This is a genomic window from Collinsella sp. An307 (assembly GCF_002161805.1).
Lineage (GTDB): Bacteria > Actinomycetota > Coriobacteriia > Coriobacteriales > Coriobacteriaceae > Coprousia.
On the sequence record NZ_NFIP01000001.1, the window covers coordinates 321,288 to 339,113 of the forward strand.

General features: G+C 59.9%; 7 protein-coding genes. 3 read left to right on the top strand and 4 right to left on the bottom strand.

Annotation, left to right across the window (positions count from 1 at the left end):
* Window positions 1-10 precede the first annotated feature (10 nt).
* The 4 genes from B5F89_RS01450 to lepB form a co-directional block, all read right to left on the bottom strand.
* Window positions 11-1,036: a class C sortase gene (locus B5F89_RS01450; RefSeq protein WP_087430014.1), complete on the bottom strand. Its 1,026-nt coding sequence runs from the start codon at window positions 1,034-1,036 to the stop codon at window positions 11-13.
* 67 nt (window positions 1,037-1,103) lie between these two features.
* Window positions 1,104-2,663, bottom strand: coding sequence for an isopeptide-forming domain-containing fimbrial protein (locus B5F89_RS01455; RefSeq protein ID WP_087430015.1), 1,560 nt, complete (start codon window positions 2,661-2,663; stop codon window positions 1,104-1,106).
* A 123-nt stretch (window positions 2,664-2,786) separates the two neighbouring features.
* Complete coding sequence (locus B5F89_RS01460) at window positions 2,787-10,766, bottom strand: leucine-rich repeat protein (protein ID WP_158098389.1); 7,980 nt, start codon at window positions 10,764-10,766, stop codon at window positions 2,787-2,789.
* Between the two features lie 182 nt (window positions 10,767-10,948).
* Entirely contained in the window at window positions 10,949-11,773 is an 825-nt protein-coding gene (lepB, locus tag B5F89_RS01465) for a signal peptidase I (RefSeq protein ID WP_204230541.1), read from the bottom strand.
* A 304-nt stretch (window positions 11,774-12,077) separates the two neighbouring features.
* Between lepB and B5F89_RS01470 the strand changes: the two genes are divergently transcribed.
* The 3 genes from B5F89_RS01470 to B5F89_RS01480 all read left to right on the top strand — a co-directional run bounded on the left by B5F89_RS01470 (window position 12,078) and on the right by B5F89_RS01480 (window position 17,760).
* Window positions 12,078-14,786, top strand: a complete 2,709-nt coding sequence (locus B5F89_RS01470) for a valine--tRNA ligase (protein ID WP_239286620.1) — start codon at window positions 12,078-12,080, stop codon at window positions 14,784-14,786.
* 179 nt (window positions 14,787-14,965) lie between these two features.
* Complete coding sequence (locus B5F89_RS01475; RefSeq protein WP_087430017.1) at window positions 14,966-16,216, top strand: hypothetical protein; 1,251 nt, start codon at window positions 14,966-14,968, stop codon at window positions 16,214-16,216.
* Window positions 16,217-16,332: 116 nt separating this feature from the next.
* A complete protein-coding gene (locus tag B5F89_RS01480) occupies window positions 16,333-17,760 on the top strand; it encodes a 6-phospho-beta-glucosidase (RefSeq protein WP_087430018.1) in 1,428 nt (475 codons plus the stop codon).
* The last annotated feature ends 66 nt before the right edge of the window (window positions 17,761-17,826 follow it).

Here is a 17,826-nt window from a genome sequence, read left to right on the forward strand (position 1 = left end):
GAAAGGGCTTCTAGCATAGGTCATCACCTTCAAATGGGGCAGAGGATTCGGAGTCTGCGGAGGGGCTGGGATCGGCAGAAGGCACAGTATCGGAGGGGGATGGAGCCTCGGGCTCGCCGAGGCGCGCGGCTCCATCCGGAACTGCGTCGTTCTGTTGGGCGCCCCTATTTGCATGTGGCGAGGGCTCGGGTGCGGGATTGTCGCCCCCGTCTTCGTTGCGGCGCGTTCGCGTTCTCACCAACACGATAACCAGCAGGATAAGTAGGATCGGTGCGGCAATGACGGGCGCTACCTGCGCAGGATCGATTCGCGTCGCCTCGCCGGCGCCTGCGGGCACGGCATCGTTGGCGATTCGGTGCCCGCGCACCAACAGGCGGTGCGTGTTCACGCCATAGGGCGTGCAGGTGACGAGCGTCGCCAAGTCGCGCCTCTCTTCGATCTCCAGGTCGTCGAGCTCGTTGGGTTCCACGATGCGGATCTGGTCCACCTCGTAGGTGAGGGTCTCGCCCAGTACGTGAATCAAGAAGACGTCGCCCTCGACAAGCTGGTCGATATCGCTGAACAGGCGCGCGCTCGGCAGTCCGCGGTGCCCCGAGAGGACCGTGTGGGTGGATGCCCCGCCCACCGGCAGCGAGCTCCCCTCGATATGCCCCGCGGCCACCTGCAGAACATCGTCATCGATGCCGTGGTACACGGGAAGCATGATGTTTACCGACGGCACCTCCACGTAGCAGAGCATGCCGGTGCCCGAGACATCGAGCGTGCTCGCATAGCGGCGATGGAAGGCGTCGGTGGGGTGGTAGCGATCGTGCTGCTCCAAGAGCGCCTCGTTATAGGCGCGTGCTTCCGCGAGCATCTGGTCTCGCTCGGCGGAGCTCGCCGCGGCGACCTCATCGTCGTAGCTAGCGATGAGCTGGCTTTGATGAAAGGAGTTCCACCAGTCACTCACGCTGGGATACAGAAGCAGCAGGATCCCCACCGCGAACGCGGCGACCAACAATCCGGTCGAGACCGATATGTGCTTGCGGTTAGACATGGGGTTCCTGCTGCTCCAAGGTTGGTGGCATCAGCGCGCTGGGTGCCCTCCGATGCCGATCCTTCGGCTACTGCTTCTGTGCCATGCGGCGCTTCACCACGAGTGCCACGCCGGCAACTACAACGAGCGTGCCGCCCACGATATAGAGCACCGTTGTGCCCATGCCGCCCGTGGAGGGCAGGGTGGCGCCGGCTTGGTTCACCACGGTGGCGCTCAGGCTGCCATCGTCAGGGTTGGATGTGAACTCGATGGTACCTCCTTTGGTCGAAGCGCCGGTGAGGTTGGTGATCTGCGAGCCTCCATCATGTGTCGCCGTGATATCGAACTCAATGGGCGTGATGGTGTTGTAGCCTCCAGGCGTCGTGCTCTCGGACAGGCGGTAGTGTCCGTCATCGAGACCGGTGAACTCGAAGGTGGTGGAGCCGTCAGCGGTAAACGTCTTCACAGTGCGCCATTCATTGGATTCACCCTTATACAGCTTCTCAAGGGTGAAGGCAGCGCCCGCGAGCGGCTGATTGTTGCCATCGACCTTATTGATGATGGTCTTGTAGGTGAAGACCACCGCGTTGTCGGGCGTGGTCGTGCCGGTGCCGCTGCCATTGGGGTTGTTGGAGTACTCCAGGTGCGCGGTGTTGGGGTTGCCAGGTTCCCCAATCACGGCGTGCTCGTTCAACGTTGCGGAGTAGGTCGCAACGATCTTGCAGCCATCCTCGACGTTCTTTATCGTCCTGAGGTCATTGAACTTGATATGGAAGGTGCAATTGTCTTCCGGATTGGAGACAACTGTGTATTGATTGGCGCCGAGCAGAGCGCCGTCAACCGTTACGGCGACGCTGCCTGCGCCGTCGAAGTCGAGGCCGTCGCCCAGATGGTCGTGCATGATGAACTGATACGTGTCATACGAGGTAAGGTCAGTTGCGACGGTGGCGGTTAGGCGGAAGTTCACGTGGTCGCTGATGTCTTGGTCGGCGCTGGGACCCCAGGCGGCCTCGCCGGTGGAATCGTTGACGTCCTCGACTTCCTTCTCGAGCGTGGGGACGTCGGACTTGGCCTCAACACTCACATCGCCGAGCAGCTGCAGCATGAATTTGGAGTATGCGTCGTCGTTGCCGATGACGACGTCGGTGTTATCCCTCACGAAATAATAGCCATCATCGAGGCCGCTGATGGTGTAGGTGAATGGAGCCTGAGTTCCTGTGCCAGAGGTGGAACTAGAGTGAGTGTTGGTGAGATGATTGCCGATGACGGTTGCCACTGCATCAAGATCGGCGGAGTTGTTGGCGAAGGGGTTGCTGGTAAGCACTTCGGCCACATCTGCCGCAGTTTTGCAGTCCGTGAAGAGCGCGTGCAGCGACCACCTTGTATCTTTCAACGCGACGAGCAAATTCTCGCCTTTCACGCCAGATCCCCATTCCACATTGGAGAGCGTGGGGTCGCTCGAGTCGTCCTTCTTGTAGTAATCGCCGCTGAAGACCTGATACGCCTCATAGGTATGTCCGGACGTATCGGCCGTGATGGTGAGCGTGTGGCTGCCAGCGGCAAAGGCCGGCGCGACCGTTGTAAGGGCCAGCACCAGGGCGCAGAACCCGGCGGCAAGCGCGCGCAGTATCCGGTTCGTGTGCTTCATCGTTTTCCTTCCTTTTCAAATTGTTCTATGCGTTTCGGATCGTTCCGTTGTTGGGCTGTTGGCGGGTGCGTCGTGGACGCGCAGAGTCATGGAGGTCCTTCGCGCGTTTGCGCGCGCCAAGCGCTAGGGCGTTTTTCGCGCGTTGCTACCACCGCCCTTCGGTCTTAAGCCGCGGCGGCTCACCAGGGCGATGGCGCCCACGGCAAGCACGAGGCCCGCCAGGCGAATCTGCCTCGTTCCCGAGCCGCCGGTCGATGGCAGCGTGTAATCGCGGTAATTGGGTACCTGCAGGTTCAGCTCACCGTCTTGGGCGCTGTCGCGGTACAGGATGCGTCCCGGCTCATCCGGCAGGCTATAACCATTTGGGGCCTTGACTTCCAACAGGTAGTAACGGTCGCGCGGGAGGTTCTCCCAAGTATGGGAGCCGCTGGCGCCGAGCGTCACGATGTCGGTGAGGTAGGCCGTTCGCGAGGCGCCCTCGCCGATGTCTAGGACTTCGTCGATGCCTATGTTCTGGTACTCAGGATGATTGGTGGCATTCGCTATGTCGCTCACGTAGCGTTGATCTCCCGCTTCGGGGCTATAGAGGGCGAAGACCGCACCCGCAAGCGGGCTTACGGTGCCCGCCTTCAGGTCATCGCCGTCAACCTTGGTGAGCGTCACGTCCCAGAGCCTATAGGTGTTGCGGCAAGTGATAGCAAGCTCTGTGCCCGGGCGGTAGGTAAAGCCGTAGTGCGGCGCGGGGTCGGTATTGAAGTCGCGGTAGCTGAAACTATCGCTAGGGGTGATCTCAGTGATGGTGTATCGTGCGCCATCGGTCCAGGTCCAGCCATCGCCAAAGTCCAAGCGGCAGGGGGTGGTGCCGTTTGGGTTACTCGAGCTCTCGCCGGCGTTGACCGTAAGGGTTACTTCACGAACCTGATCGTTCGGGCGATCGGCCTCGCCGAGCGCCTTGCGCACCGCATCGACCGAGTCGAACCTCCCTTCCAGCGCGCTGCCTTCGTAGACGGCAAAGGTGAACGTGGCTTCCTCGGCGATGGCAACTGGATTGCCCTCGCCATCAACCGTTACCTTTTCAAGCGTGGGCACCGCGGGTACGCGCACGCCCACGGGGAGTGAGACCGCGGAAAGCGCTAGCGTGCTTCCGCCGGTGTTCACCTCGTAACGGTAGCCAAAGTTGTTCCAGGCAATCGTGCCGGGGTCCGCCGCGCCGTCAATGTTCGCCGTGAAGCTTACGAGCACCGTGGCGCCAGCCGGTACCACGTCGGCGGTTCCATTGCCGAGCACCACGCGGAGGGAGCGTGCACTGGCTGGAGCAGCGTTCCAGCCAGCGCCTCCCGTTTCGCCCGCCCAATCGGCGTCGGTAAAGCTTGTTGCCGCGGTGTACTCAACGCGGTAGCTGTTCGGATCAACTGTTTGCACCGTGCCATCGGGATCGCGCAGGCGTACCGATACCTGCGGATCGTCCGCGAATCGCACCTTGAAGGCACTGTTGCGGGAGGCATCCGGGTCAAAGGGACTGCCGTCGTCCGGCTCGGGCAGGTTGTCGATCACCACGAGCTTGTTGAGGGGGCTTTCGGACTGGTTGCTTACCTCGAGCTCGTAGGTAAAGGCGCTGCCTGAGCTTCCCAGCAGGATGCTCGTGGGTGTTCCGGTGGCACTCGCCGTGTTGTCGCGGTTGTTTACCTCGGTGACGTGCTTGTTAGAGCTCGTGACGTATCCGAAGGCCACGTTGACCGCCGCCGAGTTGCGCACGCCGGAGGGGTCGCCGTTTTCATCGCGCACCATGGTGCCCTCCGACACGCTGCTAAAGGTGCAGTCGGGCTCGAAGAGCACGTCGTTGATATACGGACGCGACGAGATGGTCTCCGAGGTGTTGCGGGTGGAGTAGCTCAGTACTGCGGTGCCGCCGTTTTCGGGGATCATCATCCAGGCATAGTTATAGACGGTGGTTTGGCTGCCCTGGAGACGGATGGAAAGTGATTCCGAGCCATCCGCCGCTCGATCAAGCTTAACGGAAATTGTACCGCCACGGTCGGGAAGTACGGTCCATTCCGAGTTCCCAACCGGCACAGGCTGTCCTCCGATGTTAACGGTGGCGTCATCTGCGCTGTGGTCTGCAATGGTGAAAAGGGTGGTGCTGTTGCCCACGGAGCTGCCGTCCGCAAGGAAGCGCTGGAGCGTCACGTCGCCTACGAAGGTGTAGGGCGCCTCCATGGTGTCCTGCACCATATAGTCAACGATCTGGGTTGGACCGTCGTTGCGAAGCGTGGTTTGCCAGTTAATGGTTGCTGCCGGTGCGGCGCTGCCCGTGTAGTCGATAGTTTCACCATTTATCGGCGTATACGAAACTGCTCGTTTGGAAACTCCGGGGACACTGTAGGTCCGCCGAAGCGTGACGTCCGACACGAGCCAGCGCGCATGTTTTCCGCTGGGATCGGTGATCCCGTAGCGTTCTTGTACTTCTTCAGCTGAGAGCCCTAATCGGGTTCCGTCATTGTAGGTGGATCCTTCTCCGATGGGCGCGCCTGTGGCGGAGACGTTAACATCGGATGCGATTTCGCCCGTTACAATCACGCCGGTGTCCAGATAGTCCTCGTAGGGCATCGCGAGCGTGTTCTGCGAGACGTCTTCTGTTTGAGAATAGAAGCCAATCTGGCAGAAATAGCCGAAGACGATCGCCTCGTTGCGGTCAAGGTAATACTGACCGCGCACTGCGTCGTAGTGAACGGCGTAATCGCCTTCGCCGCTACCAAATGTAAAGCGCAGCGTACCGTCACCTTGCACCTCTGCCTGTACCTGCGCGCTCATGAAGTGGATGTCGCTCGTGGCCCCGCCTTCCGTATAAGCGAGGTTTACAAATGGTTCGTTACCGAACGCTGCCTGCTCGTTTGCGCCGCCGTTGGTCACGATGGTGCGAGGCCCATTCGCTCCGATCGGAGTTGAGCGCATGTAGCCGTACGTAAAGCCTTCGGGCAGCTGATCGATAAGGTCATTCAGGTAGAGTCGCGGATTGCCGGTGTTCATGATTACTGTGTAATATTGCACCCAGCTCTCACGGGTGTCGCGGTTGTTGTAGACGACGCGCTCAGAGGTGGACGGGGCGTCGTCAATTCTATTTTGATTATTTTCTCTATAGAGCCCATAGACACCCTTCTGTAGGAAGGCGCTGCCGCTCTGCTCCAGATCATGCGTTACCGTGGAGGGCAAGCCGTACAGCCAGAGCGTGTTTTGCAACTGCTGTGTGCCAGCGGCTGCCGTATAGCGGTCCCAAACAGCATCGTCGGCAACGTTGCTAGGGAAGGTAAGGGTTACGTAGAGATAGAGCGTGCTATCGGACTCAAATGTGATGCGCGCTTCGTCGGGCCAGACAATATAGTACTGGCCGTCTTCATGTGCCACGCCCAGCGAGGGGAAGTCTGGGGAGACAGACCAATTGTTAAGATCATCGACGCCTACTACGTTGCCCGTGCCTCCAGCGACGGCCTTTATTTTGATGTCGTCAGCTACCCATTTGAATGCGCCGAAAGTCTGGGGGAGTGCGTCGCCCAGTTGATCGCCCGTGAGCGTGAAGGGGCCGCCTGCCGCGTTTTGAAGGTCAAGTCTATAGGTGACCGCTTCGCCCGAGCCTACCGTGGAGTGGTCGACGAGGATGTCGTGGTCCGGATTACCGTCGCGTTCTCCCTCGACAATGTGCTTTTCGAATTGCAGGATGGTGCCGCCACCCCAGAGCCCCGCGAAGATGCGGTTGCCGGGCTTATCGTTCATCCAAACCATGTTTCCTACGGAATAGGAGCCGGTATCCTGGGCAAGCTGCGCGTCGACCACGGCGTGGTAGTTCAACTCAATGCGATATTCCTCGCCGGGCAGTTCGTCGAAGTACCACTCGATATGCGTATGTAGACCTTTGTAATGTTCGGTATCACCGCCGCCCTCGCCGTTGGGGAGTTCTACGTCGCCTTCGTCCTCAGCTACGGTGATGCTCGCCGCGGTTAAGAGCTTGCCGGAATCGTCGATTCCCACGCGCACGTTCTTGTAGGTGCCCGCCTTGAGCAGGTAGTAGGCCTTCCCCTCTACGGTCATCTGCTCAAGATCTTGACCCTCGAGCTGCGGGTTTTCATCTGCGGGAACCAGCAGGTATTGCGCGCCATAGAGGTCGTCGACCATTGGAAGGTTTTCGTAGGCGCCTGTGCCGTAGTGTGTGAAGTTGAGGCGGTAGTCCAAGACATCATCGTCGTTGAGCTGCGGTGCTTCGTCCAGCAGCACTCCGTCGCGAGAAACCGATTTATCGATGACGGCTTCTCGCCGTACGGTGCGTGTAGTACCAGGTGCTCTTTTTACCTCACCGCCATTTGGGTTGTAAACATACGCGGTGTTGGAGATTGTGCGCGGGTTCTCATTGGGATATTGGCTCGGTCGATCGTGCTCTAGCAGCTCGAACGTCGTCTTGATGGTGGCGTGCACGGTCATCTCGAGGGAGGCTCCACCTCCGAGTGAGAAGTTGCTATCCTCGCTATTGAGCGCCCAGTCACAGGTATAGACAGCTTTCGAGGTGGGAGCGTATCCTGCGCGATAAAGCGCCTCGGCTACGCTTGATGCGATATAGCTTGCCCCTTTGGCAGTCTGCACGGTATAGCTCGCTGCTCCGTCATTGAAGGCGGCTGTTATGGTGAGCGTGGTATCTGTGGTATCCATGCTGCTATTACGAGGGGTACGCCAAGCGGCATTTTCGGTGCCATCAATATTGGTAACGGCTTCCCACGTACCCAGTTGTGCATGCTTAATGGTTATGGTGAGCTTGGTGCCTGCTGGAGCTTCAGCAAACATCCGCTCCATATTCTGAGGCGTGATGTAGAGGTCGGTGCTTAGAGGATCGCTCACCCGATACACGCCTTCCATAGGCGAAGTTGGGTACGAGCTTGTTCCTGTGTTGGTGAGCGTAAGTGGGTAGTCGATGTCTTCGCCAAAGTAGGTAGGTTCGCTTGAACCCTTGGTAAAGGTGAGGTTGGCAGTTGCTTCTGAGAGCGTTATCTGCGCTATTGCGGGCTTGGGCTCATCGTCAACGCTGTGCGTGTAATGGACGGTTGCGCGAATTTCATTGATGACTTGATGCTTATCCTGTGCCGCATGAAACGCGTTAAGGTCAATTTCGAAGGCCTCGGGTTTTAAGTAAATTGATACATTGGGAGGAGCTGCCTCTTGGTTTCGGTTCCCGTTCACGTAGCGCCAGCTAAGTTCAAGCCCTTGCTCTTCTTCATTCCATGTGACGTTGCGTCCGGAAATGCCGGTTGCTGAAAGTTGCGCAATAAGGATATCGCCAGCATAGATGTTACTTCCCTGGACACGGATAGTCCCTTGCTTTACCGCTTCCACCACATCGGGTGCCCAGATAACGCCTTGAGGTAGATGGAGGGTGTCGACGAAGTCGATGGACCTGGCAAAGTCCTTGCCGTAGGACGAGCTGTTCGTGTCGTCGCGCGGCAGGCTTACATCCCATCTCATGTCTTGGGAGAGAGCGGCACCTCCTTCGCCGTCGCCCCATATACGGGGGCCATTAGTTCCTGTTTTCCTAAGGCTGAAGCTATCGGGCTGGGTTGTCCAGTAAGCCTGGATCATATCGTCGCTGGTGGGCTCGATGAGCTCACCTTGTTCGCTTCCTTCCGATGTGGGCTTCACGCCCGCAACGCCCCAGATGGTGATGCCGCCTCCGCTCGAAGTGGGCGAGGGATAGAGCGCCGTCATGGGAATTGAGATCGTAGAACCTGTGTGTGGCGCGAACTCAAGGTAAACGGTGTAAGGGTCGTCGGTGGCAAAGACGCTGGCGGAAGCTACGGTCGAGCCGTTGCTGTCCGTTATGTCGAAGTGACTGCCCGGAGTGATGCTCAGGGTGGCATCCTCGCCTGCTAGGCGTAGATATACGCGGTAGCGGGCGTCATTTGTGCCCGTGGTATTCTGAAGGCTAGCGGTAATGTTGAGGGTATCGCCCGTGAGAAGGCGGTAACCACCGCCGCTGCCGCCTTCGGACGATTGCCACTGTATGGTGTCGCCCTCCGAGCTCAGCCTGATATCCATGCTGTCCACGTCATCGCCGGTGACGGTGAGGTTTTCCTTGCCATGCATGTTTGAAGCAAAGCCGCCGCTTCCGCTGGCGCCTTCAAGCCCCGTATTGTAGAACGGGTTGGTGCCTACGGATGTTGCTTCGGTGAAGGACGCGAGTGCCTCCTCAACGGTGGTTGCACCGTTCACCTTATTCAGTGACGGACAATTGGCAAAGGCGTAGTGCGAGATGCTTTCGATTTTTTCTGGCTCTTCGAACGTGACGCTTTTTAGTCGCTCGGCATGCTTGGCCACGCCTTGGGCGACGCCGGTAACGGTGCAGGTAACGCCGTCTTCGGGCGAGAAGGCGGCCGGGATGGCCGCATCTACCACGTTGTTGGGGATATTGACGAGGGTTGCTGTGCCCGTTTTGGCGTCGTAGCTATACAGGATGCCTTGGTCGTCAACGTAGATGGTGCCCTCAAGCGAGGCAAGGGGCTCTTCCGCGCTTGCGAAGGCACCTGCCTCGACGGTAATTTGATTGTTCGGTTCGAAATAGATGGAATGCTGGAACTTCACGATGGCATCGAAGTTAGCCGGGAGCACGTCCACATCCTCACCAATAACGAGATCGAACGTGGGCTGTGTGTCCCTGAATACAAAGCCGGACCCAATCGTGGAGTTACTCGCGTTGTACCTAAGGGTCACCAGGGAGGGGAAGAGGCCTGTATCCGCAAAGAAGGGATCGTTCATACTGACGGTGCCGCGAGGGATGTCCAAGCTGGTCAGTGATGTGTTGCCGGAAAACGGGCCCTTATCGAAGCGCAGGGGTACGTCTTCGGGAAATCTGATGGTCCGCAGCGAGCTGGCTCCGTAAAACACCATATTGAGGTCCCCGCCATCGATGCTCACTCCGTCAGCGATATAAACTTCTTCAACGCTGCTGTCTCGAAACACATCATAGGTCATAGTTTTAACTGTCGAAGGGATGGTTACACGCTTGAGATATCGCGTATTTTTTAATGCTGACTGGGCGACCTTGCGCACGCTCTCGGGAGGCGTGTAGCTGTCTCCAGCATGGAAGTTCGGATAGTCGATGAGCGTAGAGCCATCTTTGGAATAGAGGACTCCGTCGATATCGCACAGTACGGGGTTGTCGGGATCAACTTCGAAGGAGTACACGGTGTAAAATGGCTGGGCTCCAAAGTTTACAAGGGAGGCGGGTATGTTGACCACGCCTTCCTCCGCGGTTTTTGAATCGATGCCTGCATCATTGAACACTTGCTGCCCAAGTGTCTCGACACCCTCCATGAAGGTGATTTTCCCTAAATGCGACAGCTCAAAAGCATTTCTCTTTAAGGTTTTGACATTACCGGGGATTATCAACTCGCGCTCGGTGAGGGTGATTCTGCTGAACGCATAGGTACCGATTTCGGACACGGTCGTTCCAAAATCTATGGAAGTGAAGCAGCCGTTATGGAACGCGTTGTTACCAATGCGCGTAATGCCATCCTCAATTACGAGCTTAATGGGGGAACTGCTGTTAGTGATATATGAGTAATACGGGGGCTGAACACTTAGATTCGCAAGGTTGGGAATCTCTCCCTCGCCTGCAATAATGAGCGTGCGGTCGCCGGCGTCGTTCTCGGTTACTTCCCAAGTGAGGTTGGAATCGGGGATATCGCCGCCGTCGATATGTGTGTCATCCACTCCGGCGCGTGCGGCGGTGCTTTCCTCGGTCGCGGCATCGCTTGTCTCGGTTTCGGCGGTGGGCTGCTTCGCTGCGGCATCAGAAGGCTCACTTTGGGTTGAGGGGTTGGTCGCCGCGTTATTCTCGGTGCCGTCCGATGCATCTTCCGGAGTCTGATCGCCTTGCGTTGCGCCGCCAGAGGGGTTTCCGTTGGATTCCGGATTGGTCTGCTCCTTGTTTCCAGTTCCATCAACAGGGGTGTCACCGGCGTCGGTTTCCGGCGTCTCGTCTTCTGTATCACCCGTTGATGTCGCCTCGCCGTCTGTGCCCTCCGTTGCGGAAGCCTCGCTATCCGCAACCTGCTCGAAGCCGGTCACGTTTACAAGGTCATCCTGCTCGGCTGCGGTGGCGGGCAGCTCGAGTGCCGCAGAGGTGGCAAGGGCAACCGCCATGCACATGACGGAAAGCGCGACTACCCGGCCCGAGCGGATTAGGCGGTGGCGCAAGGATGTGAGGTGTTCGCGAATGCGCGGGTGCTGCATGCTGTTCCTTTCGCTCGCTAAACGATGCTGACGGTGTTCAGCGGCCACACACGGAAGCTGACCACGCCGATAACCTGGTCGAGGTCGATGCATCCGATGGCGCGCGTCCGGCTGTCAAGGGACGTGGCCCGGTCGTCTCCCATCACGAAGATGCGGCCTTCGGGCACTTGATAGGGAAGCGGGATGTCGCAGGTGCCTCGACTCGATTGCGCAAGGTAGGGCTCGTCAAGGAGCTGCCCGTTGACGGAGACGTTGCCCCGCTGGTCGATATCCACCCAGTCGCCCGCGCGTGCGATGACGCGTTTGACCAAGATGCTGTTGTTCAGATAGAACGCCACCACATCGCCGGTATCTGGCTGGGCGGGGCGCAGCGTCACGACTAACTGGCCGTCGGAAAGCGTGGGCTCCATGGAGGAGCCATCGATGCGCATTACCGGCGCGATATACATGGCGATGAGCGAGGCCGCTGCCGCGACACACAGAAGAACGCCTACCGTGCTGGCAACCGTCTGCCGCAGGCGCCGCCGATGCTCTCTTCGCTGTTGGAGCTGCGCTTCGGAAGCAGGGTCATGGGGTTGTTGATCAGGCTGATGGACGCTACCAGAGTTGTCTTCTTCGACGACCGATGTATCTACGCGAGGCGCTTCAGAGTTTTCCTGCGCGTTTGCAGACTCAGCCCGGGATGTTGAGCAGAATTCTGATTCAGATAACTGATGGGGGGGGGTCATAGAATTAGCGGTTGAGGGCGCATCTTCCATCGGAGCAGGACGGGAGATCTTTTCGGACGAGTTCGTGGGTGCTTTTGCTGCTGAACCTGATTCGATTACCACGTACTCAGCCATATCACTCCCTCCTCCCAACCGACTATTCTAGAACAAAATGCGGTTCTCTCCCCAACATTTTATAATAGTGATTCGGGGAGGGGGTGGGCGTCTTGCTTTTGGAAAGATGCAGCGCGTCTTGGTAGCAGTGATGGCGGTTCCGCCCGATTGCGCGGGGTGGGCAAACACGACGCGCCCTGCCTTTGCCGGGGTGAACTATGGGGAATTCTGACAACGTCGCTTGCTCGCCTCCTTAGGCACGGCTTGCTTCGCTGCCTGTGCTATCCTCTTGCAATACGTGAACAACGAGCATAGAGGTGCTGAAATGGATACACCCATGGATATCGAGTCGATGCCCAAGAACTACGACCCCGCTGCCCGCGAGCCCGAGATCCTCGAGAAGTGGCTTGCCGGCGGGTACTACCAGCGTCGCCCCGGCGTGGGAGACTGCACGGTCACCATCCCGCCGCCCAACGTCACGGGCGTGCTCCATATGGGCCATGCGCTCGACGACTCCATCCAGGACGCCATCGTGCGCGAGGCGCGCATGCGCGGCCGCTCTACCCAGTGGATTCTGGGCACCGACCATGCGGGCATCGCCACGCAGACCAAGGTCGACAAGAAGCTCAAGGAGGAGGGCAAGAACCGCCTCGAGATGGGCCGCGATGCCTTCATCGATGCCTGCTGGGACTGGACGCATGAGTACGGCGGCACCATCAAGGAGCAGATCAAGCGCATGGGCTGCTCGGTTGACTTTGAGCATGAGCGCTTCACGATGGACGACGATTATGCCGAGGCGGTGCGCCGCGTCTTCTGCGACTGGTATCACGACGGCCTCATCTACCGCGGCAAGCGCATCGTCAACTGGTGCCCCAGCTGCACGACGGCCATCTCCGACGACGAGGCGGAGTATAAGCAGGAGGCGGGTCACCTCTGGCACCTCCGCTATCCCTTGACCGAGCCGGTGAACGGCCAGGATTACATCGTGGTCGCCACGACGCGCCCCGAGACCATGCTCGGCGACACGGGCGTTGCCGTCTCGCCGAAGGACCCCGAAAAGGCCGCCTTTGTGGGCAAGACCGTGATGCTCCCCATCGTGAACCGCGAGATTCCCATCTTTGAGGACTGGCATGTGGATGCCGGCTTTGGTTCGGGCTTTGTCAAGGTTACGCCCGCGCACGACCCCAACGACTACGCTATGGGCGAGGCCCACGGCCTCGAGAAGATCAATATCTTCGACGAGCACGCGGTTGTTGTGGACGGCTACGGCGAGTTCTCCGGCATGACGCGCGACGAGTGCCGCGAGGCCGTCGTCGCGTGGTTTGAGGAGCATGGCCTGCTCGACCACATCGAGGAGCATGAGCACTCCGTCATGCACTGCTATCGTTGCGACACCACGCTCGAGCCTTGGCTCTCCGAGCAATGGTTCGTCGCGGTCGACAAGCTCAAGGGGCCGGCGATCGAGGCCGTTGAGGGTGGGCGCGTGCGTTTCAACGCCGAGCGCTGGAAGCAGTCCTACCTCACCTGGATGGAGAATCTTAAGGACTGGTGCATCTCGCGCCAGCTGTGGTGGGGCCACCGCATCCCGGTCTTCTACTGCGAGGACTGCGGCTGGGAGGACGCCCTCATGGAGGACGTGCACGTGTGCCCCAAGTGCGGCGGCCATCACGTTCATCAGGACGAGAACGTGCTCGATACCTGGTTCAGCTCGCAGCTGTGGACCTTCGCCACGCAGGGCTGGCCGCAAGATCCCGCGGCGCTCGAGGGGCATCATCCCACCACGGCGCTGGTCACCGCGCGCGACATCATCGCACTGTGGGTTGCACGCATGATCATGAGTTCCGAGTACTTCCTGCACGAGGAGCCGTTCCACGATGTGGTCATCTACCCGACTATTCTCGCCAAGGACGGCAGCCGTATGTCCAAGTCCAAGGGCAACGGCGTCGACCCCATGGACCTCATCGCCAAGTACGGTGCCGACGCGATGCGCTTCAACCTGCTGTCGCTGTTCACCAACAACCAGGACGTCAAGTTCGATGCGGACATCGACAAAAAGACGCACGAGTTTTTGGGCAGCCCCCGCACCGAGCAGGCGAAGGCCTTCGTCACCAAGATTTGGAACGCGAGCCGCTTCCTTCTCATGAACATGGAGGGCTACGAGCCCGGTGAGCCGGTGGCCGAGACCGCGGCTGATGCCTGGATGTTCAGCCGTCTGGCCAAGCAGGTCAAGGTCGTCACCGAGGGTATTGAGAGCTACAACTTTGGCGAGACCGTCCGCGGCGTGCAGACGTTCTTCTGGAACGAGGTCTGCGACTGGTACGTCGAGGTCACCAAGGCGCGCCTGAAGGACGACGCGGCGCGTCTGCAGGCGCAGCGCAACCTCATCTTTGTGCTCGACACCTCGCTTCGCCTCATGCATCCGTTCATGCCGTTTGTGACCGAGGCCATTTGGGACCAGATGCCCGCGAGCGCCCTCGATATGGCGGGGGAGCGCGCAGACGCCCTTATGGTCGCCGCATGGCCCGAGCCTGCGGATTACGAGCGCTGGGTCGATGAGCCCGCCGAGCGCGCCTTCGAGCTCACCCGCGCTGTGGTGACCGACGTTCGCTCCACGCGCGCCCGCTACCGCATCAGCCCCAAGGAGCAGCTCCGTGTGGTGGTTTGCGCCCATTCTGCCGAGGTAGCAGACGCCATGGCGCCCATGGCGGCATTTGCGGCGAGTCTTGCTAACGCGTCTGCCGTCGAGGTTGCCGAGGGTGCGGCAAAGCCCGAGGGCTCCATCGCGCTCGCCGGGTCTGACTTTGACGCCTACGTGGTGGTGGGCGATCTTGTGGACTTCGCCGCTGAGCGCGCGCGTATCGAGAAAGCCGTCGCCAAGGCCGAGAAGGAGCTTGCCGGTGCGGAGAAGACCCTTGCCAACGAGGGCTTCGTCGCAAAGGCGGCGCCTGATGTCGTGGCCAAGAAGCGCGAGCGCGCCGAGGAGCTGCGCGCCGAGATCACAGCGCTCACCGCTCAGCTCGCCGACTTTGCGTAAGGGCGGCGTTCCGTCAGCGTAATCGGCGCATGTGCGAATCCGCACGGGCGCTCGCCAGAACACGGCGGGCGCCCGTTTTGCGTTTATTTGTCTTGCATGCGTCTGTCGGGGTTACTATGGAGGGGCGGTCGAGCAAGACATTCGTACAAAAGAGACCGCCTGCGCGATGGGGGATTACCATGGCGAATCTCGAAGAGATGCGTGAGTTCACGCGGCACTGGCGCGCGTTTTGCACCGAGGACGAGCACCTGTCGAATCTTTGCGGCCGCGTCCCGGTGGATACAGCCAAACTTACGGAGAGCGATCGGGGATATGACCTGTTCTCTGCTCCAGAATCCGTTGCATACTGCGATGAGACGTTTGCCAGCGTGCTTACCGGTGTTTTGACGGGAGCCAATGTCTCCGTAACTCCTGCGAACTCGCTCTGGGGCTGGTGGCTGGAAGAAGAGGATTGGCACATCTACGCCTCGACCAAGGAGATGCTTGCCGAGCGCGCGCGGAAGCTGGACGCGGTTGCCGCCATCGATGCGGAGCGCCGTGAAGCGATTGATGCCGACGATGCCTATCGTGAGGCGGCGGGCGCGGTTGAGACCTACCGGGCGTCGAATGCTGAGGATGCCGCCATGCGCGTTGACCTCGCGCGCCGCCTTGAGAATCTTGCCGATGCAGCAGAGCCGCCTGCTAAGCGGCGGAAGGGTTCCACTTCGAGCCTCGTGCGGCGCCTTGCTGTGGCTGCCGCTGTGATGCTTGCGTGCGGTGCGGCTCTTTGGTCGCTTGCGCCCGATGCGCTGGATGCCCCCACGCGCATCGTGTTGACGGTCCTCGTTGCCCTTGCGTGCGTGATGGTGGCGCTCCGTGTTCCGCAAGGCTTCGTGGCAGCGGTGCGCAGGCGCAGCAAGCTGGCTGACGAACAGGACCGTCTGAAGCGGACGCTTGCCGATATCGATGCGCGCGTTGCGTTGCGCACAGAGGAGCTCGAGGCACGGGCGCAAGAGGCCGATGACAGAAAGACCGAGCTCGAGAATCCGTTTCTCGCCCCGCGCGCCAACCTCATCGAGGAGTGCGTCCATATCGAGCGGGATATCATCGATGCCCTGGACGCCGATCTTGCAAAACGTGATACCGCGTATACTGCGGGCATGCTAGCGGAGCTTCCCTTCGACGAGGCGTACCGAGCCGCTCAGGAGTGCGAATGGGCTCTTCTTAGCAGTTGGATGGGGGAGTACCTCGTCCGCCTGTCGCATGAGATCGAGCACGCCTTGAACGCGCGCGCGAGCGAGGAGGTCTGGCTCGAGTCACACGACCCCTTTGGCAAGCGGTGGTGGGACCGCGCCGAGGACATTCTCGCTCTCATGGAGCGGGGAGACGCCGCTGACACCGCGCGTGCGCTCGAGCTTCTCGCCAAGGCGGATGCCGACGGCGAGGCGTAAACTGCACGGGCTTTCCGTTCCCCGTTTACCGAGTCCTGATGCAATTACGTGCCCTCGCATGAGAGAATGAAAGAAGGGCAAAAGCCCAATCCAACCATCTTCTGCAAGGAGGCACCATGGCATTTCCCGGAGGGTTCCTGTGGGGCGGCGCGACTGCTGCCAACCAGTGCGAGGGCGGCTACAACGAGGGCGGGCGCGGCCTTGCCAACGTTGACGTGATCCCGCACGGCGCAGACCGCGGTCCCGTGATGGCGGGCCTGCGCAAGATGCTCGACTTCGAGGACGGCTACTACTATCCCGCTCAGGTCGGTATCGACATGTACCACCACTACAAGGAGGACATCGCGCTCTTTGCGGAGATGGGCTTTAAGACCTATCGCCTCTCCATCGGCTGGACGCGCATCTTCCCCAACGGCGACGAGGGCGAGCCCAACGAAGAGGGCCTCGCCTTCTACGAGGACCTGTTCCGCGAGTGCCAGAAGCACGGCATCGAGCCGCTCGTTACCATCACGCACTTCGATTGCCCCATTCACCTCATCAAGGAGTACGGTGGCTGGCGCAACCGCAAGCTCATTGACCTCTATAAGAAGCTCGTGACGGTTCTCTTCACGCGCTACAAGGGGCTCGTTAAGTACTGGCTCACCTTCAACGAGATCAACATGATCTTGCACCTGCCGTTCATGGGTGCGGGCCTGGTCTTTGAGGAAGGCGAGGACCGCGAGGCCGTCGAGTACCTCGCCGCACACAACGAGCTTGTGGCGAGCGCCTGGGCGACCAAGATCGCGCACGAGATCGACCCCGAGATGAAGGTCGGTTGCATGCTCGCCGCCGGTACCTACTACCCCTACAGCTGCAACCCCGAAGACGTGCGCGCCGCGCAGCTCGCCAACCAGGAGAACTACTTCTTCGTGGACGTCCAGAGCCGCGGTTACTATCCGGCCTACGCGCTCAAGCAGCTCGAGCGCAAGGGTATCGACATCGGTATGACCGACGAGGACCGTCAGGTGCTTGCCGAGAACACCGTCGACTTCATCTCGTTCTCCTACTACTCCACGCGTTGCGTCGCAGGCGAGGGAAGCGATGCCGAGCAGACCGAGGGCAACGCCTTCAAGGGTGCCAAGAACCCCTACCTCAAGGTGAGCGAGTGGGGCTGGGCCATCGACCCGCTCGGCTTCCGCATCACCATCAACGACCTGTGGGACCGCTACCAGAAGCCGCTCTTCGTGGTGGAGAACGGTCTCGGCGCCAAGGATGAGCTCAACGCCGACGGCACGATCGATGACGATTACCGCATCGATTACCTGCGTCAGCACATCGAGGCCATGCGCGATGCCATCACCGAGGACGGCGTCGAGATGCTCGGCTACACCACGTGGGGCCCGATCGACCTCGTCTCTGCCTCCACTGGTGAGATGTCCAAGCGCTATGGCTTCATCTACGTCGACCGCGACGACGCCGGCAACGGCACGCTTGCGCGTTTCAAGAAGAAGAGCTTCGACTGGTATAAGAAGGTCATCGCCACCAACGGCGAAGATTTAGCGTAACGGATCCGGGCGCCCGTACCGTTGTCGCATTTGGGGACGGGGTCGTTTTGTGCATTCTGGGGGAAT